Here is a 24,004-nt window from a genome sequence, read left to right on the forward strand (position 1 = left end):
GGTGATGTGTGGCGCCGGAGCACGCCGCGCCCCGTCCACGTAGGGCACGGGGCGCCTAAATCATGCAGTCCAGGCCGACACCCCACCCCGGCCCCGGCACCGACCCACCCTCCGCAGCCGGCGCACAGACCGACCACACCCCAGCCCCGCCGGCGTTTGAGGCGCAGGGGCCCGGGGACCGGTCCCCGGCAACGGCGCCGCACGGCTGCGAATCCGGGGCCCCCGGCCCGGGGATCCGCCGGGTGGGCGAAGGGCGCGTGGCCTGGCGGCCGGGTGGGCCGCACGGCGGCAGAATGATCCGATGAGCGTCACCATCGACATCACCGGGCTCCCCGCGGAACGGATCGGCTTCGCGCCGTCCCCCCTCGCAGAGCTCTGCATGGCGTTGCACGCGCTCTCCCAGCCCGGCCATCACCCCGGGCTCGCCTCATGGACCTCCACCACCGCCGCCGCGCTCGATCCGGACCTCGCGGACCGGCTGCTGGAGGGCGATTTCATGTGGCGCAGCTCCTTCGCCGATCTGTTCATGGCCTTCGCCGGGATTCCCGGCGGGTCCGGGCTGCCCGCCGCCACCCTGGCCGCCGAGCTCGACGTACTCGACCGGCTGGACGACGAGCGGTTCGTGACGGCCGCCCTGGAGCACTGCCGGCTGGGCCTCTACAACGAAGGCGGCGGGCCGTCCCCGCTCGCGGATCCGCTCGCCCGGTCGAAGGCCCTGGAGACGGCCTCCGCCCGCGGGCCGCAGCAGTTGGCCTTCGCCGTACGGGTGCTCGACGACACCGCCGGTGTCCGGGTCTGGCTGCGCCGGCTGATGGAGGACTGCGACGAGGCCTTCTTCGCGGAGACCTGGCGCCGGGTCGGGCCCCGCCAGAGCGCGGACGCCCGGCACAAGACGGAGGTGCTGCGGCGCAAGGGGCTGCCGGCCGTGCTGAAGGAGGTCTCCTCGGCGCTGAGCGTCGACGAGGGGCTGACCACCGTCACGGTGGACAAGATGGTCCACGGGTCCACGACCGCGACCGATCCCCGAATAGGCGACGGCCTGCTGTTCGTGCCCACGAACTTCGGCTGGCCCCACCTGCTGGTGCTGCACGCACCCGGCTGGCGTCCGGTGATCCACTACCCGCTCGGCTCTCCCGAACTGGCCTCCTCCCCGGGGTCGGTGGAGCTGATGCAGCGGCGCATGGAGGCACTGGCCCATCCGATGCGGATGATGCTGTGCCGCAATCTGGCGCGCGCCCCGTACACGACCGGCGAGTTGGCGGCCGCGCACGGGATCACCGCCCCGGAGGTGTCCCGCCATCTGACGGTGCTGAAGAAGGCCGGGCTGATCCAGACCCGCCGCCAAGGCCGGTACGTCCAGCACCAGCTGGATCTGGCGACGGTCGCGCGGATCGGATCCGACTTCATCGAGGGCATCCTGCGCTAGGCCTGCACCATCCCTGCGGCGACTCCGCGGCAGTCTTGCGGCAGTTCGGTGGGCCGGGCCCGGCACGGAGAACGGGCAGACACGGGCACTGGCCTGAATGCGACGGCTCAGATGCTCCGATATACGGATTTCACAAACCGGAATCAGTGAAAAGTCTGGCCATGGGCGCCACTTGATGTCTAACGTGCGTCCACCGCTCCCCGCTCCCCCACTCGGCGCAACGCACCTGACCTGCGTCTGCGTCCGCGTCCCCACACCTCCGTACGCCGCACCCCCGCACGCCGCACCCTCGTACACCCCACGCCCTACGCCGAAACGCCATACGCATGCGCTCGCGCATCTGCCGTGGAAGGACTTTCATGCCCTCACGCCGTATAGCCGCAGCCACCGCCGCCCTGGCGGCCGCGGCCCTCGTCTCCCCGCTGCTCCTCGCCGGACCGGCCGGAGCCACCGGCAGCCCGCAGAGCGACGCCGCCCGGGGTGATGCACTGGCCCGAAAGCTGGTCAAGGACTCCACCGGCAAGGGTGCCAACAACCACCTGAAGGTCTTCCAGGCCATCGCCGACTACAACAAGGGCACCCGTGTGGCGGGTTCCAAGGGCCACGTCCAGTCGGCCCAGTACGTCGAGCTCGTCATGCGCGCGGCCGGATACAAGGTCACCAAGAACGAGTTCGAGTTCGTGTACGTCGAGACGGTCGCCGAGACCCTGAAGGTCAACGGCCCGGCCGGCCGCGACGTCCCGATCAAGCTGATGACGTACACCGCCAGCGGCCCGGCGAACGGCGTGACGGCGCAGATCGCCGTCGCCCCGGTCGACGCCGACGGCACCAACGGCTGCGAGCCCGCCGACTTCGCCGCGGGCGCCTTCACGGGCAAGGTCGCGCTGATCAAGCGCGGCGGCTGCGCCTTCGCGGTCAAGCAGCAGAACGCGGCGACGGCCGGCGCGGTCGGTGCGGTGATCTACAACAACGCCGAGGGCGCCCTGAACGGCACCATAGGCTCGGCCGACGCGGGCAAGATCCCGACCGGCGGCGTCACGCTGGCCGAGGGCCAGCGGCTCGCAGCCGACGCGGCCGCGGGACCGGTCGAGGTCACCCTCGACATCCGCGAGTTCCGGGAGAACCGCAAGACGTACAACGTCGTCGCGGAGACGCGCGGCGGCGACGAGAACAACACCGTCTTCCTCGGTGCGCACCTCGACTCCGTCGCGGCGGGCCCGGGCATCAACGACAACGGCTCCGGCTCGGCCGGCATCCTCCAGGTCGCGCAGAAGCTCGCGAGCAGCCAGACGAAGATCAAGAACAAGGTCAAGTTCGCCTGGTGGTCGGCGGAGGAGTTCGGCCTGCTCGGCTCCGAGGCGTACGTCGACGGGCTGACGGAGGAGCAGAAGAAGAAGATCAAGCTCTACTTGAACTTCGACATGATCGCCTCGCCGAACGCCGCGTACTTCGTCTACGACGGCGACGACTCGGACAAGGTCGGCTCGGGCCCCGGCCCGGAGGGCTCGGCGCAGCTGGAGAAGGGGATCAACGACTTCCTCGACTCCAAGAGCATCCCGCGCGAGGGCACCGACTTCTCGGGCCGCTCGGACTACGGCCCGTTCATCGCGGTCGGCATCCCCTCGGGCGGTACGTTCACGGGCGCCGAGGGCATCAAGACGCCCGAGCAGGCGGCGAAGTTCGGCGGGCAGGCCGGGGTCGCGTACGACGTGAACTACCACGGCAAGGGCGACACCCTGGCGAACATCGACCAGAAGGCGCTCGACATCAACGTCGACGTCATCGCGGACGCGGTGGGTCACTACGCGTATGACCTGGCGCCGCTGGGTCGGCCCGTCGTCTCGGAGCCGAGCAATGGCGGAGGCAGTGGGGGTGGCCTCCACGAGGGCCACGACCACGTCGACGCCACGGAGTAGTCCGTCCCGAGGGCAAGGGGGGCGGGTGGGGGACGGCCGCTGCGCGGCGCCGAGTCCCCTACCCGCCCTTCGCCCGTTCCCCGGGGGCCGACTCCCGGACGTCGGCCAAAATCCAGCCCCTCCGGCGTTTGAGGAGCGGGGTCTGGGGCGGAGCCCCAGGGAACGGTGGAAGGGCGGGTAGGGGACGGCCCCGCGCAGCGGCAGTGCCCTAGCCCGGCCAGGGGGCCACCCCCACCGGCTGGACCAGCCAGCCGAAGTCGCCGAGGCCACCCCGCGCGGTGAGTTCCGCGGCCTCCCCCGCACGGGACAGCGCCCGGACGTACGCCACCGGGTCGGTGGAGGCCAGGGCCAGCGGGGGCCGGGCCCCCGAGACGCCGAGGGCCGCCAGCGCGTCCCGCTGGCTCAGCAGCACCGCCCCCGGCCCCGCGCACGCGTCGAGCGCCACGTGCGCGGTGACGTCGCAGCTCCCGTCCGGCACGGGGGCGGTCTCCCGCCCGGCGCGGAATCCGGTCAGCGTCCCGAAGGGCGGCCGGGCCTCCCGGGTGTGGGCGTAGTCCACCGCGACCGCGAGCCCGCGCTCCACGGTCGCGACGGCCCCGGCCCAGGCCTCGTCGCGGGGCCGGCCGATCTCCGCCCGGCCCGCGCCCGCGCCCGCCCCGGCGCCCGACTCCGCACCCGACTCCGCGCCCGCGCCCGCCTCCGGCCACCACCGCTCCACCCAGGCCCGGTCCGCCCCGTCCAAGGGGCCGCCCGGACGCTCCGTACCGTCCCGCGCGACCTCCACGTAGCGCCCGCCCTCCGCGAGGTCCAGCGGTACGTTGTCGAGCCACTCGTTGGCGAAGAGCAGCCCCCGGGTCCCCCGGGGCGGCTCGCTCACCCAGCGGATCCGCCCGTCGAGCCCTGCGGGCCGCTGCGCGCGTTCCACCCCGTACGGCCGCACCCGCGCGGCCGTCTCCGGCGGCAGCGCCGTCAGCACCCCGGCCAGCAGCTCCCCGCGTCCGGCCCCTACGTCGACCAGGTCCAGCTCCTCCGGGCGGCCGAGCTCCCCGTCCACCCACAGGAGCAGCCGGGCCACGGCCTGCGCGTAGAGCGGCGAGGCATGCACGGACGTGCGGAAATGCCCTGCGGGGCCGGGCCCGCCGGGGCGTACGTAGAAGCCGTCGGGGCCGTACAGCGCCCGCTCCATCGCCGTCCGCCAGCGGACCGGACCCGCCTGCGCCGTGCCTTCACCCTGAGTGCTCATCGCTGAAAGGTTATGGTCGCCTCCACCTCCGGTAGTACTCGCGTCTCGCACGGATCGCCCCTCTGGTTGACTCCAGCACCTATCGGCTGTCCCTACTCTGGGTTACGTGCAGCGCCTCTACGATTTCCTCCGCAGACACCCGACGGGCGTCGACAGCTTCTGGGCTGTCCTCTTCTTCGGGTTCTCGATGGCCGTCGTCGCCTCGATGCACGAAGGCACCGGCGCCGCACTGCTCGCCACCCCCTGTGTGGTGGCGCTGAGCAGCGCCGTCGCGCTGCGCCGCAAGTGGACCGTCCCGGTCTTCTGGCTCACCGTCGCCACCGGCCTCTACCAACTGGCCATCGGCGCGGAGGCGAACTTCTACGACTTCGCGATGCTCGTCGTCCTCTTCACGGTCGCCGCCTCCGACGTGCCGCGCTGGGTCTCGCGCACCGCCCTCGGCTGGGGGCTGCTCGCGTCCCCCCTGTACTTCCTGCGCATCGGCGTGGACAAGGGGGTCTCGGGCGTCGAGAGCATCCTCTTCGTCATGTTCCTGATGGTCCCCTTCGCCCTCGCCTGGGTGATGGGCGACTCCCTGCGCACCCGCCGGGCCTATTACGCCCAGCTCGTCGAACGCAACCAGCGCCTGGAGAAGGAGCGCGCGGCCCAGGCCAAGGTGGCCGTCGCCGCCGAGCGGGCCCGGATCGCCCGCGAGCTGCACGACGTCGTGGCGCACAACGTCTCGGTGATGGTGGTCCAGGCCGACGGCGCCGCCTACGTGATGGACGCGGCCCCCGAGCAGGCCAAGGAGGCCCTGCAGACGATCTCCGGCACCGGGCGCCTGGCCCTCGCCGAGATGCGCCGCCTGCTCGGCGTCCTGCGCACCGGCGAGCCGCAGGAGTCCGAGGACTACGTGCCGCAGCCCGACGTGGAGCAGATCGAGGTGCTGGTCGAGCAGGTACGGGCGGCCGGGCTCGCCGTGGACTTCGAGGTCGAGGGCGCCCCGCGCAAGCTGCCCAGCGGCGTGGAGCTGACGGCGTACCGGATCGTCCAGGAAGCGCTGACGAACACGCGCAAGCACGGCGGCCCCGCCGCGAAGGCCAGCGTCCGACTCGTCTACTTCGACGACGGGCTCGGCCTGCTCGTCGAGGACGACGGCCGGGGCGCGGCCCACGAGTTGTACACGGACGGCGGCGCGGACGGCGCCGGACACGGGCTGATCGGCATGCGCGAACGCATCGGTATGGTCGGGGGCACCCTCGACGCGGGCCCCCGGCCCGGTGGCGGCTTCCGGATCAGCGCCCTGCTCCCCCTGAAGAAAAGGTGACCATGTCCTTCCCCACCGGCCCCTCCATCCGCGTGATGCTGGTCGACGACCAAGTACTGCTGCGCACCGGTTTCCGGATGGTGCTCGCCGCACAGCCCGACATGGAGGTCGTCGCCGAGGCCGGCGACGGCCTGGAGGCGCTGGAGGTGCTGCGGGCCACCAAGGTGGACGTGGTGCTGATGGACGTACGCATGCCCCGGCTCGACGGGGTCGAGGCGACGCGCCGCATCTGCGAGCCCGAGGAACACCCCAAGGTCATCATCCTGACCACCTTCGACCTCGACGAGTACGCCTTCTCGGGCCTGAAGGCGGGCGCGAGCGGGTTCATGCTCAAGGACGTCCCGCCGGGCGAGCTGCTGGCCGCGATCCGCTCGGTGCACAGCGGCGACGCGGTCGTCGCCCCGTCGACGACGCGCCGGCTGCTGGACCGGTTCGCACCGATGCTGCCGTCGACGTCGGCGGAGCCGCGGAACAAGGACGTCGAGCGGCTGACGGAGCGCGAGCGCGAGGTCATGCTGCTGGTCGCCCAGGGCCTGTCGAACGGCGAGATCGCCGCCCGCCTGGTCCTGTCGGAGGCCACGGTCAAGACCCACGTGGGCCGCATCCTGACCAAGCTGAACCTGCGCGACCGGGTCCAGGTCGTGGTCCTGGCGTACGAGACCGGTCTGGTCCGCGCGGGCGGTGGCGGGGCCGCGTAGCCCCACCCCCGGCGGAGGCGGAGCAGGCTCGCCCCACCGCGGACCGCGTGCCCGCCCGGCCCTCAGGTCATCCAGCGGTCCGGGCGGGCCGCGGCCCGGGAGGTGCGGGAGCGGGCCGACTGGGCGTGGAGCAGTTCGGCGGCCTCGGCCGCGGCGCGCAGGCGGGCCGTGACCGTGCCGTTCGCGCCGGTGTCCACGTGGACGTCGGCCACCCCGCGGGCACGCTCCCAGGGGCCCTGGGACAGCCGCACGCTTTGCACCTTGGCGTGCGGGACGATCTCCGTACGCCGGCACAGGCGGCCGTGGCGGGCGGCGAACACGTCCGCGGAGACGGCCAGGCCGTACCCCTTCCACCACACCGGAACCACCCAGCGCGATCCGCTCCGGGGCGAGGGCTCGAAGACGAGGCCCCCGAGGTCGACGCCGGGCAGCACCCGAGCGACGACGGCGTGGGCGGCGGCCCGGGTGGCCACCGGCACCAGGACGTTGTTCTTGGAGCCGGCCACCGCCAGCTCCACCCGGACCCAGCCGCGCCGGCGCCACAGCAGCGGCTCGACGATCCGTACGGTCTGCACCCGCCCCGGCGGCACCGTCTCGTGGGCGCGGTCCAGCATTCCGTGATCGAGCCGGAGCCCGTCGGGGGACTCGGCGACCCGCCAGTCGTACTCGGCGAGGAAGCGGCCGGCGCTCCCCGCCCACATCGCCCCCAGCACCGGGAGCAGGGTGGCCATGGCCACCCACGGGCTGGAGCTGAACCACCACACCAGCGAGGGGCCCGCGATCCCGCCGGCGAGGATCGCCCAGGTGGTCAGGGTGAGGAGCAGGGACATCACCAGATCGCGCGGCCCCACCCGGAGCAGCTCCCGCTCGGGGGCCTCGCCCAGGAGCGGGGCCTCGGCCGGGGCGAAGCCGGCCGCGCGGGCCAGCAGCTCGGCGCGGAGCGAGACGGCGTCCTTCTCCGCGAGGAAGGCCAGCTCGTCCTTCGCCTCGGTGCCGATGACGTCGAGCCGCAGCTTGGCGACGCCCGCGATGCGGGCCAGCAGGGGGCGGGTGACGTCCACCGCCTGGATCCGGTCGAGGCGGATGTGCGCGGTGCGGCGGAAGAGGAGGCCGCTGCGGATGCGCAGTTCGGTGTCGGTGACGGCGTAGTGCGTGAACCACCAACTGAGGAAGCCGTACGCGCCGAAGACGACGACCAGCGCGGCCAGCCCGAGGACCCGCAGGGCGGTGGAGACGGCCGTCACCCAATCGGTGACGTTCTCGCCCTGCTGGGCGACGATGCCGATGGTCGCGGCGATCGGCACCCAGGCCCGGCGCAGCGGGGTGAGGAAATGCAGCCGCCGCTCCTGCCCGGACCCGCCGGCGTCCGGCGCGCGGGACGCCGCCCCGACCGCGGCGGTGCCGGCCTCGGCAGCGGTCCCGGGGTCGCGCTCGGGCCCCGCCCCGGCCCCCACCGGCGGCGTCACAGTCCCGCCGACCTTGCCTCGCCGAGCTCCGTCAGCCGGTCGCGCAGCCGTTCCGCCTCCTCGGGCGCGAGTCCGGGGATCCTTGCGTCGGTGGCCGCTGCGGCCGTGTGGAGCTGTACGGAGGCCAGTCCGAAGCGGCGCTCGAGGGGGCCCGAGGTGACCTCCACCAGCTGCATCCGCCCGTACGGGACCACGGTCTGCTCGCGCCACATCACGCCCCGGCTGATCAGCAGGTCGTCCGCGCGCTCCGCGTACCGCCAGGACCGCCAGTTCCGTCCGAGCATCACCCAGCCCCAGGCCAGGACCGCGAGCCACACTCCGCCGAGCGCCGCCCATCCCGGCCCGGCGGTCAGCCCCAGCACGACGGCCGTCGCCACCGTGAAGAGGGACATCCACAGCACCAGCACCAGCCTGCGCAGCGTCAGCAGCCCACCCGGCAGCCCCACCCACTCGGGCAGACCCGCCCGTCCCTCTGTCCCCGTGTCCATCCCCCCACCCTAGGGGCGCGTCCCGTCTCCCGGACCGGGCTTGCGGCGCCGGTCGGCCGCCGCTCCCCGATCCGGAATCCGGACCGAGCCACGAGCCGCCCCCGCAGGCTGAGACAATGCCGCCATGACGGAGACCACGGTCGGCATCGGCGGCGCGGCGGAGAGCACCGACATGGTGCTCAACATCGGCCCCCAGCACCCCTCCACGCACGGCGTGCTGCGCCTGCGCCTCGTCCTGGACGGCGAGCGCATCGTCAGCGCCGAGCCGGTGGTCGGCTACATGCACCGCGGCGCCGAGAAGCTCTTCGAGGCCCGCGACTACCGCCAGATCGTGATGCTCGCGAACCGCCACGACTGGCTGTCCGCGTTCTCCAACGAGCTGGGCGTGGTCATGGCCGTCGAGCGGATGCTCGGCATGGAGGTGCCCGAGCGGGCCGTGTGGATGCGGACCCTGCTCGCCGAGCTGAACCGGGTCCTGAACCACCTGATGTTCCTCGGCTCGTACCCGCTGGAGCTGGGCGGGATCACCCCGATCTTCCACGCGTTCCGCGAGCGCGAGGAGCTCCAGGCCGTCATGGAGGAGATCTCCGGCGGCCGCATGCACTACATGTTCAACCGCGTCGGCGGCCTCAAGGAGGACCTGCCCGCCGGCTGGCTGGGCCGGGCCCGCGCCGCCATCGCCGACGTCAACACGCGCATGCACGTCTACGACGACCTGGTGCGCGGCAACGAGATCTTCCGCGCCCGCACCCGCGGCGTCGGCGTCCTGTCCGCCGAGGCCGTGCACGCGTACGGGGTCTCCGGCCCGATCGCCCGCGCCTCCGGCGTCGACTTCGACCTGCGCCGCGACGAGCCGTACCTCGCCTACGGCGAGCTCCAGGACGTCCTGAAGGTCGTCACCCGCACCGAGGGCGACTGCCTGGCCCGCTTCGAGGTCCTGCTGGAGCAGACCCACAACGCGCTGGACATCGCGGTCGCCTGTCTGGACCGGATGGCGGAGCTGGCACCCGGACCGATCAACCAGCGGCTGCCGAAGGTGCTGAAGGCCCCCGAGGGCGAGACGTACGCGTGGACCGAGAACCCCCTCGGCATCAACGGCTACTACCTGGTCTCCAAGGGCGAGAAGACCCCGTACCGGCTCAAGCTGCGCTCGGCCTCGTACAACAACATCCAGGCGCTCGCGGTGCTGCTCCCCGGGCAGCTGGTCGCGGACATGGTCTCGATCCTCGGCTCGCTGTTCTTCGTCGTCGGCGACATCGACAAGTGACCCGCCCGGCGGTCACTGTCCTACCCGCGGCCTAGGCTGCCCGCATGACCTCCGGCACAGCAGCAGGCCCGCACGCCGACGCAGGCGCCATATACGCCGCCTACCTGCGGCGGCTCGGCATCGAGGCCCCCGGTGCGCCGTCCGTCGAGGGGCTGTTCGCCCTCCAGCGGGCGCACCTGGAGCGCGTCCCGTACGAGAACGTCGACATCCAGCTCGGCCGCGCCCCCGGTATCGACCCCGAGCTGTCGGCACGCCGCTTCGCCGCCGGACGCGGCGGCTACTGCTTCCACCTCAACGGGGCCCTCGCCGCGCTCCTCGACCACCTCGGCTACGAGGTCACCCGCCACGTGGGCGGCGTGTACAAGGAATCCCAGTCCGAAGACGCCCTGCGGGGCGTGAGCGGAGACCACCTGGCGCTCACCGTCCGCGTGCCGGGGGCGGCGGCCGACGGGGACGGCGTCTACTACGTGGACGCCGGGCTCGGAGACGGCCCGTACGAGCCGCTGCCGCTGCGCGAAGGCCCGTACCGCCAGGGGGCCTTCGCCTACTCCCTGGAGCGACTGCCCGGATCGGGCTGGCTCTACCGCCACCCGGGCAGCTCCGCCCCGCTCGTGAACTTCCGCGCGGAGCCCGCCGGGACGGCGGGAGCAACCGGCTTCGAGGCCGAGCACGTCCGGCTGTCGACCTCCGCGGACTCCGGTTTCGTACGGACCTTCGCGGCCCTGCGCCGCGACGCGGACGGCATCGACGCCCTGCGGGGACGGGTGCTGAGCCGGATCGACCCGGCGAAGGGGAACACGGAGCGGGTGCTCGACGGCCCGGAGGAGTTCTACGCCGCGCTGGAGGGCGTCTTCGGCCGCGCGCTCGACGACCTGACCCCGACGGACCGCACGGCCCTGTGGACACGGGTGAGCCGGGCCCACGAGAGCTGGGCGGCCGGCCGCGAGGGCTGACCCCGGAGCGGCCGGACGGGCCGATGTCCGAGCGGCAGGGCAGACTTGGGGGATGTCCCTCTCACCCCGCCGGGCCTGCCCCACCTGCGGCCGCGACTGCGCCGTCACCGCCGGGCGGATCGCCCGCCACGACCCGCCGGCCGGGCGGGGCCGCGGGGACCTCGTCTCCTGCCCCGGCTCCCGCGCCCGAGTGACCCTCGGCGCCTGCGCCCCCACCCTGGACGGCTTCGCCCTGTCCCCGCTCCCGGGGCAACTCCCGCTGTTCTAGGGAGTCCGGGCCCCGTCACCGGTGGCGGGCGCGGGCACGCATTCTTTCCGCGGCGAGGATCAGCCCGGCCGGCGAACCCTCCAGGGGGGTGTCCACCCGCAATTCCTCGATCAGCTGCTCCTCGTGGTGGACGAGCACCACGCCCTGCTCGTCGGCCGTCAGGCGCAGGGACCCCCAGGGGTGGTTCCAGAGCTGATCGGACCGGTCCCAGAGCTGGAGCCCCCGAGTGGTCACTCGCAGCTCGAAGCGTTCGATGTCGTGGTGCCGCGTGGGGCGGCCCTCCCACATCAACGGACGGACGGCGAAGGCACTCAGCACGATCTCCCCCGGCTCCAGCGCCACCTCACGGACCCCGTCCACCCGTCCCAGCCGGGCACCGGCACACGCCCCGAGCACCCCGAACGCGACGGCGAGCACCGCGGTGAGCTCCCAGGAGAACGATGCGGCGAACGACGCGAGCGAGATCTTCGCGGCGAACAGACCTCCCATGGCGCACGCGCCGAAGACCGCGGAGCGACGGATGCGCCGCCCCCGTGCGTCCGCCGCGTCCGCGGCCCCGGTGTGCTCGACGCCTGAGTGCTCGACGCCTGTGTGCTCGGCTTCTGCCATGCCTCATCCCCCCGGATAGTCGGCCGCGCCAAAGAGACCGGAGCCGGACTAAGAGATCGCGGTGCGCAGCTGGACCACGTCGATCGGCTCGGTCTCGTCGTGGGCGGTCAGGTCGATGACCTGGCCCACGGCGCGGGTCTCGGCGGTGGCCGCCTTGGCGGTGTCGACGAGGGCCGCCGGCTCCGTCGCGCCCTGGGCGGCCTCCGCCTTGTGGACGGCGAGGGCCTCCGCGCCGACGACGTCGGCGAGGTCCTCGTTCTGCACGGACTCGATGACCGCGCGGGCCTGCGCCGCGGTCTTCGTACCGAAGAAGTCGAAGCCGCCCTCGACGCGGGAGGCCGGTCGGCGCTGAGCGGCGTACGGGGCCACCGCGGCCGCGAGCCGGCGCGCGGGGACGGCGGCCGCCGGGCCCGCGGGTACCGGGCCGGTGAGCGCGGGGCGGGCGTGTGCCTCCAGCTCGGCGGGCTTCGCCGGGGCGGCGGGAGCAGCCGGGCCGGCGGGGAGCGCGGGAGCAGTGGGGGCGGCGGGCAGAGCGGTGGGGCCGGTCCGGGCCTGCGGGGCGGACGCGGCGGCCTTGGCCTGCTCGGCCGCCTTGCCGGCGAGCGCCGCCAGCGCGGCGTGGGCGCGGGCGAAGCCCACCGAGGTGGCCGCACCGGCGCTGGTGCGCTCTTCGGAGACCGCGGGAAGTTCCTTGGGACCCGGGGCCGGGGCGGCGGAAGCGGCCGGGGCCGCGGCCTCGATGGCCAGCAGCCGGCGCCCCTCCAGGGCGCTCGCCCGCTCGGTCTCGGCGGTGGCGTACCGGCGCAGCAGCGAGGCGTGCTCCCCGCGCAGGCCCGCGAGTTCGACCCGCTTGGCGCGCAGTTTGGCGTCGAGCTTGCCGCGCAGCACCCGGGCCTCTTCGAGGTCGGATTCGAGCTCGGCTATCCGCTCGTCCGTGCGCCACTCGTCCTTGACCCGCTCGCGCCCGAGCTCGGTGACCCGGCGGCCGGCCGCCAGGTCCCACGAGCGCATGACGACGGCGCCGGCCAGCCCGGCGGCCGCGGTGAGCGCCACGAGCAGGCGCAGCGCCATCGGTTCCGCGAGCAGCCAGGCGGCGCCGGCGCCGGCAACGGACACACCGGCGACGGCCGTCGGCGTGAGGAGCCGGTGAAGAGGTTCGGGATTGCGGTGGCGTCCACGGGGCATGGCCTGAAATTTACAGGGCGTGGACAGGGTGTGGGGTAGCCGCCCGGGAATCTGTTTCCGAGCAGTTACCGCACGTCCCGCACGAAAGGCGCAACTCCTACTTCTTCAGAAGGCCCTTGGACTCCAGATAGGCCTTCGCGACATCCGCCGGCTTGGCGCGCTCGGCGTCGACCTTGCGGTTCAGCTCGACCAGATCGGCCGTGGTGAGCGCCTTGGTGATCTTGTCGAGGGCGGCCGCGATCTCGGGGGCGCCGGCGTCCTTGGCGTTGACCACCGGGAGCACGTTGTCGGCGTTCTGGAGCTTCTTGTCGTCCTCCAGCAGGACCAGGCCGAAGCTGTCGAGGGTGGCGTCCGTGGTGGTGGTGAGGACGAGCTGGTCCGCGCCGTCCTTGACCGCCTGCTTGGCCTGCGGGGTTCCGACGCCCTTGGGGTCGATACCGGAAACATCGATTCCGTATGTCGTCTTCAATCCGGGTGCGCAGAAGGGCCGCACCGCGCATTCGTCACCGGCCGCGATCTTCACCTTCAGACCGGACTTGCCCAGATCGGAAAGGGTCTTGAGATTGTTCTTCGTGGCGAATTCCTTGCTCACCGCGAAGGCGTTCTGGTCGACCGCCGAGCCCGCGGGCAGCGCCTTCAGGCCGAGCGGGCCCGCCAGCTTCTCCAGGGCCGCCACCGTCGCCGTCACATCGCTCGACGCGACCGGCTTCTCCGTCGGCGCCTTGGAACCGTTCACCTTGGCGTTGAGGAACTCCGCGAGGGTCGCCGCGTACTCCGGGACGACGTCAATCTCGCCCTTCTCCAGCGACGGTTCGTACAGCTCGCGGTTGTTGACCGTGGTGATCGACGTGTCGTAGCCGGCGTCCCCCAGGACCTGCGCGTACAGCTCGGCCAGCACGTTGGACTCGGTGAAGCCGGCGGCTCCGATCACCAGCTTGCCGCCCTTGCCGCCCTCGGACGACCCGGAGGCGGCGGCGGAGGAGCCCCCGTCCTTGCTCTTCTCCAGGCTGTCGCCGCCGCACGCGGCGAGCGATGCGGTCAGGGCGACGGCACCCAGGGCCGCGCCGAGGGCGCGCGTGGACTTGCTCATCTCAATCTCCTTCAAGGGGTGGGCCAACAAGGGGTGGGCCGACGTGCCGGGGCCCGCTCAGCGGGTGGCCGCGCCCGGCAGCAGCCGGTCGGCCGCCACCAGCGCGCCCTCCACGAGCAGGGCCAGCGCGGCGACCAGCAGGGCGCCCGCGACGACCTGCGGGGTGTTGTACGTGTTGAAGCCGGCGGTGATGATCCGGCCGAGGCCGCCCTGGCCGACCATGGCGGCGATGGTGGCCGTGGCGATGACCTGGACGGCTCCCGAGCGCAGTCCCGTCATCACCAGGCCGCGCGCGAGCGGCAGTTCCACCCGCCAGAAGAGCTGGCGGCCGGACATGCCCATGCCCCGGGCGGCCTCCACCACCGAGCGGTCGACCTCGCGCATGCCGACGTAGGCGTTGGTCAGCAGCGGCGGGACGGCGAAGAGGACCAGCGCGGCGATGGTGGGCACGTACCCGGCGCCCCGCAGCGGGGAGACCATGAACAGCGCCAGCACCGCGAAGACCGGGACGGCCCGCCCGATGTTGGAGACGTTGACGGCGAGGCCGCCGCCCTTGCCGAGGTGGCCCAGCCACAGTCCGACCGGGAGGGCCACCGCGCAGGCCAGGGCCAGGGCGATCCCGCTGACGTACACGTGCTCGCCGAGGCGGTGCCAGACCCCGCTCTCCCCGGACCAGTTGGCCCCGTCCGCCAGCCAGTCCCAGGCCTGTCCCAGCACTCCCATCAGACGGCTCCCCCGCTGACGTCGGCGGTGCGCGCGGCGCGAGCGGCGCGGGTCGGGCGGCTCGCCCGGGTCACTCGGGTCCAGGGCGTCAGCAGCCGCTGGAGGCCGAGCAGGGCCAGGTCCGCGACGAGCGCGAGGAGCACGCACAGCACCGAGGCGGTGAGCACCTGGGCCTTGAACGAGCTGTTCACGGCGGGTGCGATGAGATTGCCGAGGCCGCCCTTGCCCACGATGGAGCCGACGGTGGTCAGCGCCACCGTGGAGACGGTCGCGATCCGTACGCCGGCCAGCAGGGCGGGCAGCGCCAGCGGCAGCTCGACCTGCCACAGCAACCGGCCCGGGCCGTACCCCATCCCGCGCGCGGCTTCCCGTACGTCCTCGGGCACGGATTCGAGACCGGCCAGCACGTTGCGCACGAGGATGGTCAGCGAATACAGCACCAGCCCGGTCACCACCAGCGCCGCCGACAGCCCGAACACCGGCAGCAGCAGGGAGAACATGGCGAGCGAGGGGACCGTGTAGAGCAGGGTGGTGATGCCCAGGACGGGGGCCGCCCAGTGGCGGCCGCGGCGGGCCAGCAGGGCGAGCGGGACGGACACGGCGATGCCGATCAGCACCGACACGCCCGTGATCCAGACGTGTTCGAGGGTGGCGTCGGTGAGCTCCTGGGAGCGGGAGGTGACGTACTCCCAGCAGATCCAGTCGTTCGCCACCAGGCAGCTCTGCCCGGCCATCGCTCCTCGCCCCCCGTCACCGACCGTACGTAGGAGCGACCATAACCCCCGGCACGGACAATGGCCGGAATCCTTCGCACGCGGGCAACACGCCCTTCACAAACGGACCCCGCGGGTAGGGAAAGATGGCCGGGTGATCCGATTCGAGCAAGTGACCAAGCGCTACCCCGACGGGACCACGGCCGTCGCCGACCTGTCCTTCGAGGTCGCCGAGGGAGAACTGGTCACCCTGGTGGGCCCGTCCGGCTGCGGCAAGACGACCACCATGAAGATGGTCAACCGGCTCATCGAGCCGACCTCGGGCCGGATCCTGCTGAACGGCGAGGACATCGCCGCCGCCGACCCGGTCGAACTGCGCCGGCGCATCGGCTACGTCATCCAGCAGGTCGGGCTGTTCCCGCACAAGACGGTGCTGGAGAACACGGCCACCGTGCCGCAGCTCATCGGCACCCCGAAGGCCAAGGCCCGCGCGCGGGCCGCGGAACTCCTCGACCTGGTCGGGCTGGACCCGGCCGTCTACGGGGGTCGCTACCCGGAACAGCTCTCCGGCGGCCAGCGCCAGCGCGTCGGCGTGGCCCGGGCGCTCGCCGCCGACCCGCCGGTGCTGCTGATGGACGAGCCGTTCGGCGCGGTGGACCCGGTGGTGCGCGAGCGGCTGCAGAACGAGTTCCTGGCGCTCCAGCGGACCGTGCGCAAAACGATCCTGCTGGTCACGCACGATCTGGAGGAGGCCGTCCGGCTCGGGGACCGCATCGCGGTCTACGGAGCGGGCACCATCGAGCAGTTCGCCCGCCCGGCGCAGGTGCTGGGCGCCCCGGCGACCGAGTACGTGGCCGGCTTCGTCGGCGCCGACCGCGGGCTGAAGCGGCTCGCGGTCACCGCCGTGGCGCAGGCCGACCTGACCGACCTCGCCGACCTCGCCTCCGCCGACGGAAAGGCCCCCACCGCCGAAGTGGCGCTGGGGGCCAGTCTGCGCGAGGCGCTCGCGCTGCTGCTCCAGGAGGACTCGGGCCGGATCGGGGTCACGGATCCCGACTCCGGCGCGCTGATCGGCGTACTCACCCCGGAAGGGGTGCACCGGGCGCTGCGCCGGGCCCGGCTGCAGGAGGCCTGAGCCACCCCGCTCGAACAGCCCCTCCTACGCCTGGATCCTGCCGCTCATCCACACCAGCATCGGCGGGATCTCGCGGCGCCAGGTGTTGAAGTTGTGGCCGCCGCTGTCGAGGATGATCGAGGAGACCCGGTCCGGGCCCTTGACCAGCTTGATGAACTTCTTCGTGCCGGCGAGGTTCGGCTCGCCCTTCTCGCTGCTGGTGACCAGGAACGACGTACCGGTCGGCTGCTTCGCCTTGATGGCCTCCAGCACGTTCGCGCGGGCCTTCAGCTTGTCGTCCCCGTGGAAGAGGTCACCGGTCGTCGGGTCGTCCGCGGCCTCGTAGTACGCGGACAGCCCCGCGGCGGCGCCGAAGGTCTGCGGGTAGTGCGCGCCGATCTTCAGGGCGCAGTAACCGCCCGTGGAGTTCCCGATGAAGCCCATGTTCTCGGGCTTCTTGCCGACCCGGAAGGTGCTCTGGATGGCCTGCGGGAGGTCCTGGCCGTAGAAGGTCTCGGTCTGCGGGCCACCGGGTATGTCCACGCACTCGGTGTCGCGCGAGCCCGGGGTCGGACGGAGCATGACCAGGATCATCGGCTTCATCTTGCCCGTCTTGGCCTGCCTGAAGGCCGTCATCGGGTAGTCCAGCCCTTTGATCAGGTTCTCCGCCATGCCCGGGTAACCCGTGAGGACGATGGAGGCCGGGAAGTTCTGGTCCTCGTACTGCGGCTGGAAGTACTCCGGCGGCAGCCACACGAAGCCGGTCGTCGTTATCTTCGACTTCTCGCCGGTTATGGACACCTTCAGGATCTGCCCGCCGACCGGCGGCTTGGCGCCGCCGGGCACGTCGAGGTGCTGCTTGTCGACGACCTTGATGTCGTCGCTGCTCATCGAGTGGTCGACGACCTTGCCGATCGACGTCTCCTGGCCGAAGAGGTCGGCCCAGGACCCGTAGAAGAGGAACGACTTGTTCGCGGCGAGACCGATCGCGGCGAACAACGCCAGCTGCGTCGCCAGGAGGAGGCCGATCCGGCCGAGGACCGAGCGCCAGGAGCGGCCCGAGAGCTTCGGCCAGAACCAGACCGTGGCTGCGAACAGCAGCACACCGGCGAGGATGGCCAGCGCCAGAACCGTATTACTGGTGAGACCCATGAGCAGTCAGTCGACTTTCTATGGCAGGACTAGTTTTTTCTCGACGGAAGAGTGAACCCGCTCCCCCTCGATGTCGTCCTAGTGGACGCACCACCCAACGAAGGGCCCCAGCGGCCTTCGGCCACATGATCTCTCGCGGAGCAACGGGAAGCGATGTCTAGCAGGATAGATGGCGATAAGTCGGGACAGGTTCCGAAGCCTGTCAGCCGAATCCTCCGAGGCCCCCGACCGGAGTCCGTCCCCGGAGTCGTGGGCACCGCCGTCACGGTCGTCGGCCTGCTGGACATCGCCGCGGGAGTCTTCCCGCGCTTCCGGCACAGCCGCATCCACGCGGTCACCGAGGTGCTGCCCGGCTCCTTCGGTCCCTTCGCCGCCGCCCTGGCCCTCAGCGCCGGCGTCCTGCTCCTGCTGCTCGCCCACGGGCTCAAGCGCCGCAAGCGGCGCGCCTGGCGGGCCGCCGTGGTGCTGCTGCCGGCCGGCGCCGTCGCGCAGTTCACGTACCGCCACTCGGTCATCAGCGTGGTCATCGCGGCGGTGCTCCTGGCACTCCTGCTGCGCCATCAGGGTGAGTTCAAGGCGCTGCCCGACCCGCGCAGCCGCTGGAAGGCGCTCGCCAACTTCGTGCTGATGAGCGCGGGGTCCATCGGCCTCGGTCTGGTCATCGTCAACTCGCACCCCGGCCGCGTTGTAGGCAATCCGGGTGTTTATGAACAGATCAGCCACGTCGTCTACGGGCTCTTCGGCTTCGAGGGCCCCGTCGACTACGCCGGCCGGGTGTCCTGGACCGTCGGCTACTCGCTGGGCGCCCTCGGCATGCTGACCGCCGTCACCACCATCTACCTGGCCTTCCGCCCCGAGCACCCGGCCGCCCGGCTCACCGCCGACGACGAGGTCAAGCTCCGCGAGCTGCTCGCCCGGCACGGCGGCCGCGACTCGCTGGGCCACTTCGCGCTCCGCCGCGACAAGGCCGTCGTCTTCTCCCCCAGCGGCAAGGCCGCCGTCACCTACCGCGTCGTCTCCGGCGTGATGCTCGCCTCCGGCGACCCGGTCGGCGACGTCGAGGCCTGGCCCGGCGCCATCGAACGGTTCATGGAGGAGGCCAAGACCCACTCCTGGACCCCCGCCGTCATGGGCTGCAGCGAGACCGGCGGCGAGGTCTGGACCCGCGAGACCGGCCTCGACGCCCTGGAGCTCGGGGACGAGGCGATCGTCGACGTCAAAGACTTCTCCCTCTCCGGCCGGGCGATGCGCAACGTCCGGCAGATGGTGAAGCGCATCGAGCGCAACGGCTACACCACCAAGGTCCGCCGGGTCAGCGAGCTGACCGCCGCCGAGCTGGAGCAGGTGCGCGGCGCCGCCGAGGCCTGGCGCGGCACCGACACCGAACGCGGCTTCTCCATGGCGCTGGGCCGCGTCGGCGACCCGGGCGACGGCGACTGCTACATCGCCACCGCACACCGCGTCGAGGAGGGCGACGCCTCGCCCTTCGGCGACCTCAAGGCCGTCCTGCACTTCGTCCCCTGGGGCAAGGACGGCATGTCGCTGGAGCTGATGCGCCGCGACCGCGCCGCCGACCCCGGCATGAACGAACTGCTGATCGTCGCCTCCCTGGAGGCCTCCCCGGCGCTCGGCATCGAGAAGGTCTCCCTGAACTTCGCGATGTTCCGCTCGGCCCTGGCTCGCGGCGAGAAGATCGGCGCCGGCCCGGTCCTGCGGATGTGGCGCAGCCTGCTCGTGTTCCTCTCGCGCTGGTTCCAGATCGAGTCGCTGTACAAGTTCAACGCGAAGTTCCGCCCCCGCTGGGAGCCCCGCTTCGTGGTCTTCCGCACCACCCGGGACCTGCCCCGCATCGGCTTCGCCGCGATGCAGGCCGAGGGCTTCGTCACGCTCGCCCTGCCCCGCCTGTTCGCCGGCCGCCGGCGTCCCAAGCCGGTCCGCACCTGCGCCCACCACCGCGTGCAGACCGTGCCCGCCCAGGCGGAGCGTGGGGTCCGGGCCGCCTGAGCCGCTTCCCGCCGGGCCGACTCCAGGCCCGGCGGCGTTCGAGGCGCGGAAGGGGTCCGGGGCGCAGCCCCGGCTGGGGGTCCCCACGGCCGTCCGGCCGGGCCGAGGACACGGGCCCTACCCTGGGAACCATGAACACGAACAGCGGTCCCGCCCCCAGGGGCCTGGTGACAGGCCTCCCCGACTGGGACCGCTGCGCGGTCATGGGCGTCGTCAACGTCACCCCCGACTCCTTCTCCGACGGCGGCCGCTGGTTCGACACCACCGCGGCCGTCAAGCGCGGGCTCGACCTCGTCGCCCAGGGCGCCGACCTCGTGGACGTCGGCGGCGAGTCCACCCGCCCCGGCGCCTCCCGCGTCGACGAGGAGGAAGAGCTGCGCCGGGTCGTCCCCGTCGTCCGCGGCCTCGCCTCCGAAGGCGTCGTCGTCTCCGTCGACACCATGCGCGCCTCCGTCGCCGCCCGGGCCGTCGCCGCCGGCGCCACCCTGGTCAACGACGTCAGCGGCGGCCTCGCCGACCCGGGCATGATCCCGGCCGTCGCCGCCGCCGAGGTGCCCTTCATCGTCATGCACTGGCGCGGCTTCAGCGACGGCATGAACAGCCTCGCCGTCTACGAGGACGTCCTCGCCGAGGTCACCGCCGAACTCCGCACCCGCATCGACGCCGTCGTCACCGGCGGCATCGCCCCCGAACGGCTCCTGGTCGACCCGGGCCTCGGATTCGCCAAGAACGCCGAGCACGACCTCGCCCTGGTCGCCCACCTCTCCGAGCTGCGCGCGCTGGGCTTCCCGCTGCTGGTGGCCGCCTCGCGGAAGCGTTTCCTCGGCCGGGTGCTGGCCGGCGCCGACGACGCCTCCCCGCCGCCCGCCCGCGAACGCGACGCCGCCACCGCCGCCGTCACCGCCATCGCCGCCGCCCGGGGCGCCTGGGCCGTACGGGTCCACGAGGTACGGGCGAGCGCCGACGCGGTTCGGGTGGCCCGTGCCGTGGAAGGGGCACTGCGTACGACCCGTAGCAACGAGGAAGGGGCACGGTGAGCCGTACCGACATCGAATCCGTCGAAGAGGTCAACACGGCCTTCTACGAGGCCATGGAGCGGGGGGACTTCGACGCACTGTCGGCGCTCTGGCTCGAAGACGAGATCTCCTGCGTGCACCCGGGCTGGCCGGTGCTGTCCGGACGCGGCGAAGTGCTGCGCTCCTACGCGCTGATCATGTCGCACACCGAGTACATCCAGTTCTTCCTGACCGACACCAAGGTCACCGTCATAGGCGACACCGCCCTGGTGACCTGCACCGAGAACATCCTCAGCGGCGGACCCGCCGAGGACGGCGGGGAACTGGGCCCGCTCGTCGGCCAGCTCGTCGTCGCGACGAATGTGTTCCGACGCACACCGGAGGGCTGGCGCCTCTGGTCGCACCACGGTTCTCCCGTCCTCACCGACTCCGACGAGGACGACGAGGAGGAGCCCTCCTAGCCCCTCAGTCGGGATGCTGTCGGGGTCCGAGGTATTTCGCAGGTAAATTCGAAGATGGACGACGCCGACCGCACTCGGCTCCGACCATGGATCCGGGGAGTCCCGGACCGGAAGCACCTACGAAAAGCAGGAGTGATTCGCGTGGATCGTGTCGCGCTGCGCGGCCTCAAGGCTCGCGGGCACCATGGCGTCTTCCCCCGGGAACGCGAGGAAGGCCAGACCTTCATCGTCGACCTGGTGCTCCACCTCGACACCCGCCCTGCGGCGGCGGGCGACGACCTGGCTAAGACGGTGCACTACGGGGTAGTCGCGGAAGAAGTCGTCGACGTGGTCCAGGGCGAGCCCGTGGACCTGATCGAGACCCTCGCCGAGCGGATCGCCCAGCAGTGCCTCAAGCACGAAGCGGTCGCCCAGGTGGAGGTCGTCGTCCACAAACCGGACGCGCCGATCACCGTCCCCTTCGACGACGTGACCATCACGATCACCCGGAGCCGCGCGTGAACAACGGAATGAACGCCCAGAGCGACCCCACCGTCCAGCCGGTACCCGCCTCCGTGGTCGAAGCGGTCGACGCGGCGGACGTCACCTTGTCCAACCCCAAGTGGGCCGTCGTCGCGCTGGGCGCGAACCTGGGCAACCGCCTGGAGACCCTCCAGGGCGCCATCGACGCCCTCGGAGACACCCCGGGCCTTCGGGTCAAGGCCGTCTCCCCCGTCTACGAGACGGAGCCGTGGGGCGTGGACGCGGGCTCGCAGCCCTCGTACCTCAACGCCGTCATCTCGGTGAAGACCACCCTGCCCCCCAGCTCCCTGCTGGAGCGCGGCCACGCCATCGAGGAAGCCTTCGACCGCGTCCGCGAGGAGCGCTGGGGGCCCCGCACGATCGACGTCGACATCATCTCGTACGCCGAAGTGGTCTCCGCCGATCCCGTCCTCACCCTCCCGCACCCGCGCGCCCACCAGCGCGCCTTCGTGCTGGCCCCCTGGAACGACATCGACCCCGAGGCGCAGATCCCGGGCCACGGGCCCGTCGCCGCGCTCCTGGCCGCAGTCGGCCCCGCCGGGCTCACCCGGCGCGAGGACCTGGAACTGCGCCTCCCCGAGTGAGCCGCGCCCGCGGGGCGGGGCCGTCGAACACTTAGGATCACCGGATACGCACGCACGGAGAGCGTGCGCTGCGGGAATGGCGGGAGAGGCGCACGTGAAGCAACTGAGGCCGGCGGTCCTGGCGGGCATTTTCGCGATCGCCGCGGTGCTGTCCTGGGCCGGAGCCCGGCTGTGGAACGCGTACGGCACGCTCCCCGGCGTCCCGGTGGCCGCGCCGATCGTGCTCGGCGCCATCGCCGTGGTCCTGCTGGCGACGGCCCTGTCGCTGCGCTCCCGCCTGAAGGCCCAGCGCGAGCGCGTGCCCGGCGCCAAGGGCGTGGAGCCGCTCATGGCGGCCCGCGCGGTCGTCTTCGGCCAGGCCAGCGCCCTGGTGGCGGCCCTGGTCGCGGGCGCCTACGGCGGCGTCGGCGTCTTCCTGCTCACCTCCGCGATGGACGTCCCCGCCCGCCGCGACCAGACCTGGTACGCCGGATTCTCGGTCCTGGCGGGCGCGGCGGTCGTCGCGGCGGCCCTCTTCCTGGAACACGTCCTGAAGCTCCCGGACGACGAAGACCCCGCCCCCGAGGCCCCGGCGCGCGCCTAATCGCAGGCCGCGCCGACCACCCCGTACAGGCGGCCGTCGAGGTCGAACTCCCCGAGCGGGGTCATGCCCAGCCCGTCGACGTGCACCGTCCACGAGACCCGGTTGGTCATCTCGATGAAGGCCACCATCACCTCGGCCCGCCCCGAGGCGGCCTCCCGCGCGGCGCTGAACAGCCCCCGGGCGATCCCCCGGCCCCGGTACGCGGCCGCGACCACGACGGGCCCGTAGAGCAGCCACCGCACGGCCCCGAGCGGCCGCCCGTGCCACAGCAGCGAATCCCGGGCCCCCAGCAGCGCCCGCACGGGCGGCGGCGGCCCGGGCACGCTCTCGGCCCGTACGAGCCCGAGCAGCCCGGCGATCTCCCCTACGTCGTCCGCGACGAGCAGCCCCCCGCCCTCGGCCATCGCGCGCAGCGCCTCCACGTCGAGCGCCCCCTGCACGAACCCGTGCCGGGACCGCTCCTCCTCGCTCAGCGCATCATGATGATTGGCGGCAAACAGCCCCGCCATGGCCGGTGCGTCCGCCCCTGTGGCCGCCCTGTAGTGCATGCCTCCGATGCTGACACGCACCGGCGCCGCCTGCCCGTCTAGCGGGCCATGATCAGGCTCATCGCCTCGTTGCGGGTCGCGGGGTCGCGGAGCTGGCCGCGTACGGCCGAGGTGATGGTCTTCGCGCCGGGCTTGCGGACGCCGCGCATGGTCATGCACATGTGCTCGCACTCGATGACCACGATGACCCCGCGCGGGTCCAGGATCTCCATGACCGACTCGGCGATCTGCGTCGTCAGCCGCTCCTGCACCTGGGGGCGGCGGGCGAAGACGTCCACGAGGCGGGCGAGCTTCGACAGGCCGGTGATCTTGCCGTCGAGGGACGGGATGTAACCGACGTGGGCCACGCCGTGGAACGGCACCAAATGGTGCTCACACGTGCTCATGACCTCGATGTCCTTCACCAGGACCATCTCGTCGTGGCCGAGGTCGAACGTCGTCGTCAGGACGTCCTCGGGCTTCTGGTACAGGCCGGCGAATATCTCCTTGTACGCCCGCGCGACCCGCCCCGGCGTCGCCAGCAGCCCCTCGCGGTCCGGGTCCTCGCCGACCGCGATCAGGAGCTCGCGGACGGCCGCCTCGGCGCGCTTCTCGTCGAACTCGCCGATCGTGCCCTCGCCACCGGTCAGGGTCACTGGGTCGGTCATCTCTTCCTCGTTCCTGTCTGTG

25 protein-coding genes are annotated in these 24,004 nt (G+C 72.4%); 14 read left to right on the top strand and 11 right to left on the bottom strand.

Features of this window, described 5'->3' with window-relative positions; all coding sequences use genetic code 11:
* Positions 1–301: 301 nt before the first annotated feature.
* Both ACFVX6_RS02685 and ACFVX6_RS02690 read left to right on the top strand, forming a co-directional pair.
* Positions 302–1,426 (top strand): DUF5937 family protein, encoded by a 1,125-nt coding sequence (locus tag ACFVX6_RS02685; protein ID WP_389687233.1) that lies wholly within the window; start codon positions 302–304, stop codon positions 1,424–1,426.
* Positions 1,427–1,785: 359 nt separating this feature from the next.
* Positions 1,786–3,342, top strand: coding sequence for a M20/M25/M40 family metallo-hydrolase (locus ACFVX6_RS02690; protein ID WP_389687235.1), 1,557 nt, complete (start codon positions 1,786–1,788; stop codon positions 3,340–3,342).
* A gap of 208 nt (positions 3,343–3,550) precedes the next feature.
* Here the strand turns inward: ACFVX6_RS02690 and ACFVX6_RS02695 are convergent, their stop codons facing one another.
* Positions 3,551–4,585, bottom strand: coding sequence for an SAM-dependent methyltransferase (locus tag ACFVX6_RS02695; protein ID WP_389687237.1), 1,035 nt, complete (start codon positions 4,583–4,585; stop codon positions 3,551–3,553).
* A 106-nt stretch (positions 4,586–4,691) separates the two neighbouring features.
* Here ACFVX6_RS02695 and ACFVX6_RS02700 point away from each other — a divergent pair, with 106 nt between their 5' ends.
* Both ACFVX6_RS02700 and ACFVX6_RS02705 read left to right on the top strand, forming a co-directional pair.
* On the top strand, positions 4,692–5,891 hold the full coding sequence (locus ACFVX6_RS02700) for a sensor histidine kinase (RefSeq protein ID WP_389687239.1): 1,200 nt from the start codon (positions 4,692–4,694) through the stop codon (positions 5,889–5,891).
* Between the two features lie 2 nt (positions 5,892–5,893).
* Complete coding sequence (locus ACFVX6_RS02705) at positions 5,894–6,589, top strand: response regulator transcription factor (protein WP_266905934.1); 696 nt, start codon at positions 5,894–5,896, stop codon at positions 6,587–6,589.
* Positions 6,590–6,651: 62 nt separating this feature from the next.
* Here ACFVX6_RS02705 and ACFVX6_RS02710 read toward each other — a convergent pair whose 3' ends face one another.
* Complete coding sequence (locus ACFVX6_RS02710; RefSeq protein ID WP_389687242.1) at positions 6,652–8,055, bottom strand: PH domain-containing protein; 1,404 nt, start codon at positions 8,053–8,055, stop codon at positions 6,652–6,654.
* On the bottom strand, positions 8,052–8,543 hold the full coding sequence (locus ACFVX6_RS02715; protein ID WP_389687244.1) for a PH domain-containing protein: 492 nt from the start codon (positions 8,541–8,543) through the stop codon (positions 8,052–8,054). Before ACFVX6_RS02715 ends, ACFVX6_RS02710 begins: the two co-directional genes overlap by 4 nt.
* A 124-nt stretch (positions 8,544–8,667) precedes the next feature.
* Here ACFVX6_RS02715 and ACFVX6_RS02720 point away from each other — a divergent pair, with 124 nt between their 5' ends.
* From ACFVX6_RS02720 to ACFVX6_RS02730, 3 genes are read left to right on the top strand one after another with little or no spacing between them, the layout of a single operon-like run.
* Positions 8,668–9,810 (top strand): NADH-quinone oxidoreductase subunit D, encoded by a 1,143-nt coding sequence (locus ACFVX6_RS02720; RefSeq protein ID WP_250754463.1) that lies wholly within the window; start codon positions 8,668–8,670, stop codon positions 9,808–9,810.
* A 44-nt stretch (positions 9,811–9,854) separates the two neighbouring features.
* Complete coding sequence (locus tag ACFVX6_RS02725; protein WP_389687247.1) at positions 9,855–10,763, top strand: arylamine N-acetyltransferase; 909 nt, start codon at positions 9,855–9,857, stop codon at positions 10,761–10,763.
* 52 nt (positions 10,764–10,815) lie between these two features.
* Entirely contained in the window at positions 10,816–11,031 is a 216-nt protein-coding gene (locus ACFVX6_RS02730; RefSeq protein WP_389687249.1) for a hypothetical protein, read from the top strand.
* Positions 11,032–11,046: 15 nt separating this feature from the next.
* On the opposite strand, the gene ACFVX6_RS02735 is transcribed toward ACFVX6_RS02730, so the two are convergent.
* The 5 genes from ACFVX6_RS02735 to ACFVX6_RS02755 form a co-directional block, all read right to left on the bottom strand.
* A complete protein-coding gene (locus ACFVX6_RS02735) occupies positions 11,047–11,640 on the bottom strand; it encodes a hypothetical protein (RefSeq protein ID WP_389687251.1) in 594 nt (197 codons plus the stop codon).
* A 48-nt stretch (positions 11,641–11,688) separates the two neighbouring features.
* Positions 11,689–12,825 (bottom strand): hypothetical protein, encoded by a 1,137-nt coding sequence (locus ACFVX6_RS02740; RefSeq protein WP_389687253.1) that lies wholly within the window; start codon positions 12,823–12,825, stop codon positions 11,689–11,691.
* 97 nt (positions 12,826–12,922) lie between these two features.
* Positions 12,923–13,915 (bottom strand): ABC transporter substrate-binding protein, encoded by a 993-nt coding sequence (locus ACFVX6_RS02745; protein ID WP_389687255.1) that lies wholly within the window; start codon positions 13,913–13,915, stop codon positions 12,923–12,925.
* A 57-nt stretch (positions 13,916–13,972) separates the two neighbouring features.
* The gene (locus ACFVX6_RS02750) at positions 13,973–14,638 is read right to left on the bottom strand and encodes an ABC transporter permease (protein ID WP_389687257.1); all 666 of its coding nucleotides are present in this window, start codon (positions 14,636–14,638) and stop codon (positions 13,973–13,975) included.
* Positions 14,638–15,372 (bottom strand): ABC transporter permease, encoded by a 735-nt coding sequence (locus ACFVX6_RS02755; RefSeq protein WP_389687259.1) that lies wholly within the window; start codon positions 15,370–15,372, stop codon positions 14,638–14,640. The genes ACFVX6_RS02750 and ACFVX6_RS02755 overlap by 1 nt, the downstream gene beginning before the upstream one ends.
* Before the next feature lie 133 nt (positions 15,373–15,505).
* Between ACFVX6_RS02755 and ACFVX6_RS02760 the strand changes: the two genes are divergently transcribed.
* Positions 15,506–16,486, top strand: coding sequence for an ABC transporter ATP-binding protein (locus ACFVX6_RS02760; protein ID WP_389687261.1), 981 nt, complete (start codon positions 15,506–15,508; stop codon positions 16,484–16,486).
* Positions 16,487–16,510: 24 nt separating this feature from the next.
* Here the strand turns inward: ACFVX6_RS02760 and ACFVX6_RS02765 are convergent, their stop codons facing one another.
* Complete coding sequence (locus tag ACFVX6_RS02765) at positions 16,511–17,617, bottom strand: alpha/beta hydrolase-fold protein (RefSeq protein WP_389687263.1); 1,107 nt, start codon at positions 17,615–17,617, stop codon at positions 16,511–16,513.
* 153 nt (positions 17,618–17,770) lie between these two features.
* Between ACFVX6_RS02765 and ACFVX6_RS02770 the strand changes: the two genes are divergently transcribed.
* The 6 genes from ACFVX6_RS02770 to ACFVX6_RS02795 all read left to right on the top strand — a co-directional run bounded on the left by ACFVX6_RS02770 (position 17,771) and on the right by ACFVX6_RS02795 (position 22,787).
* Positions 17,771–19,621, top strand: coding sequence for a phosphatidylglycerol lysyltransferase domain-containing protein (locus ACFVX6_RS02770; RefSeq protein WP_389687265.1), 1,851 nt, complete (start codon positions 17,771–17,773; stop codon positions 19,619–19,621).
* A gap of 131 nt (positions 19,622–19,752) precedes the next feature.
* The gene (gene folP, locus ACFVX6_RS02775; RefSeq protein ID WP_389687267.1) at positions 19,753–20,658 is read left to right on the top strand and encodes a dihydropteroate synthase; all 906 of its coding nucleotides are present in this window, start codon (positions 19,753–19,755) and stop codon (positions 20,656–20,658) included.
* Positions 20,655–21,098 carry a nuclear transport factor 2 family protein gene (locus tag ACFVX6_RS02780; RefSeq protein WP_389687269.1) on the top strand — a complete coding sequence of 148 codons (444 nt, stop codon included), beginning with the start codon at positions 20,655–20,657 and terminating at the stop codon, positions 21,096–21,098. The genes folP and ACFVX6_RS02780 overlap by 4 nt, the downstream gene beginning before the upstream one ends.
* 141 nt (positions 21,099–21,239) lie before the next feature.
* Entirely contained in the window at positions 21,240–21,599 is a 360-nt protein-coding gene (gene folB, locus ACFVX6_RS02785) for a dihydroneopterin aldolase (RefSeq protein ID WP_030010912.1), read from the top strand.
* Between the two features lie 8 nt (positions 21,600–21,607).
* A complete protein-coding gene (gene folK / locus ACFVX6_RS02790) occupies positions 21,608–22,204 on the top strand; it encodes a 2-amino-4-hydroxy-6-hydroxymethyldihydropteridine diphosphokinase (protein WP_389687470.1) in 597 nt (198 codons plus the stop codon).
* Between the two features lie 94 nt (positions 22,205–22,298).
* The gene (locus ACFVX6_RS02795) at positions 22,299–22,787 is read left to right on the top strand and encodes a DUF3180 domain-containing protein (protein ID WP_389687271.1); all 489 of its coding nucleotides are present in this window, start codon (positions 22,299–22,301) and stop codon (positions 22,785–22,787) included.
* Here ACFVX6_RS02795 and ACFVX6_RS02800 read toward each other — a convergent pair.
* Positions 22,784–23,335 (bottom strand): GNAT family N-acetyltransferase, encoded by a 552-nt coding sequence (locus ACFVX6_RS02800; RefSeq protein ID WP_389687273.1) that lies wholly within the window; start codon positions 23,333–23,335, stop codon positions 22,784–22,786. The genes ACFVX6_RS02795 and ACFVX6_RS02800 overlap by 4 nt on opposite strands.
* Before the next feature lie 38 nt (positions 23,336–23,373).
* Positions 23,374–23,982 (bottom strand): GTP cyclohydrolase I FolE, encoded by a 609-nt coding sequence (folE, locus tag ACFVX6_RS02805; protein WP_389687274.1) that lies wholly within the window; start codon positions 23,980–23,982, stop codon positions 23,374–23,376.
* Positions 23,983–24,004: the final 22 nt, after the last annotated feature.

The organism is Streptomyces sp. NPDC058289, assembly GCF_042880975.1.
Lineage (GTDB): Bacteria > Actinomycetota > Actinomycetes > Streptomycetales > Streptomycetaceae > Streptomyces > Streptomyces stoeckheimensis.

Excerpts from the sequence above, each read along its gene's own strand:
- ACFVX6_RS02685 (WP_389687233.1), top strand. The coding sequence starts at position 302 with ATGAGCGTCACCATCGACATCACCGGGCTCCCCGCGGAACGGATCGGC.
- ACFVX6_RS02690 (WP_389687235.1), top strand. The coding sequence starts at position 1,786 with ATGCCCTCACGCCGTATAGCCGCAGCCACCGCCGCCCTGGCGGCCGCG.
- ACFVX6_RS02695 (WP_389687237.1), bottom strand. The coding sequence starts at position 4,585 with ATGAGCACTCAGGGTGAAGGCACGGCGCAGGCGGGTCCGGTCCGCTGG.
- ACFVX6_RS02705 (WP_266905934.1), top strand. The coding sequence starts at position 5,894 with ATGTCCTTCCCCACCGGCCCCTCCATCCGCGTGATGCTGGTCGACGAC.
- ACFVX6_RS02715 (WP_389687244.1), bottom strand. The coding sequence starts at position 8,543 with ATGGACACGGGGACAGAGGGACGGGCGGGTCTGCCCGAGTGGGTGGGG.
- ACFVX6_RS02720 (WP_250754463.1), top strand. The coding sequence starts at position 8,668 with ATGACGGAGACCACGGTCGGCATCGGCGGCGCGGCGGAGAGCACCGAC.
- ACFVX6_RS02725 (WP_389687247.1), top strand. The coding sequence starts at position 9,855 with ATGACCTCCGGCACAGCAGCAGGCCCGCACGCCGACGCAGGCGCCATA.
- ACFVX6_RS02730 (WP_389687249.1), top strand. The coding sequence starts at position 10,816 with ATGTCCCTCTCACCCCGCCGGGCCTGCCCCACCTGCGGCCGCGACTGC.
- ACFVX6_RS02735 (WP_389687251.1), bottom strand. The coding sequence starts at position 11,640 with ATGGCAGAAGCCGAGCACACAGGCGTCGAGCACTCAGGCGTCGAGCAC.
- ACFVX6_RS02740 (WP_389687253.1), bottom strand. The coding sequence starts at position 12,825 with ATGCCCCGTGGACGCCACCGCAATCCCGAACCTCTTCACCGGCTCCTC.
- ACFVX6_RS02745 (WP_389687255.1), bottom strand. The coding sequence starts at position 13,915 with ATGAGCAAGTCCACGCGCGCCCTCGGCGCGGCCCTGGGTGCCGTCGCC.
- ACFVX6_RS02750 (WP_389687257.1), bottom strand. The coding sequence starts at position 14,638 with ATGGGAGTGCTGGGACAGGCCTGGGACTGGCTGGCGGACGGGGCCAAC.
- ACFVX6_RS02755 (WP_389687259.1), bottom strand. The coding sequence starts at position 15,372 with ATGGCCGGGCAGAGCTGCCTGGTGGCGAACGACTGGATCTGCTGGGAG.
- ACFVX6_RS02765 (WP_389687263.1), bottom strand. The coding sequence starts at position 17,617 with ATGGGTCTCACCAGTAATACGGTTCTGGCGCTGGCCATCCTCGCCGGT.
- ACFVX6_RS02770 (WP_389687265.1), top strand. The coding sequence starts at position 17,771 with ATGTCTAGCAGGATAGATGGCGATAAGTCGGGACAGGTTCCGAAGCCT.
- folP (WP_389687267.1), top strand. The coding sequence starts at position 19,753 with ATGAACACGAACAGCGGTCCCGCCCCCAGGGGCCTGGTGACAGGCCTC.
- folK (WP_389687470.1), top strand. The coding sequence starts at position 21,608 with ATGAACGCCCAGAGCGACCCCACCGTCCAGCCGGTACCCGCCTCCGTG.
- ACFVX6_RS02800 (WP_389687273.1), bottom strand. The coding sequence starts at position 23,335 with ATGCACTACAGGGCGGCCACAGGGGCGGACGCACCGGCCATGGCGGGG.
- folE (WP_389687274.1), bottom strand. The coding sequence starts at position 23,982 with ATGACCGACCCAGTGACCCTGACCGGTGGCGAGGGCACGATCGGCGAG.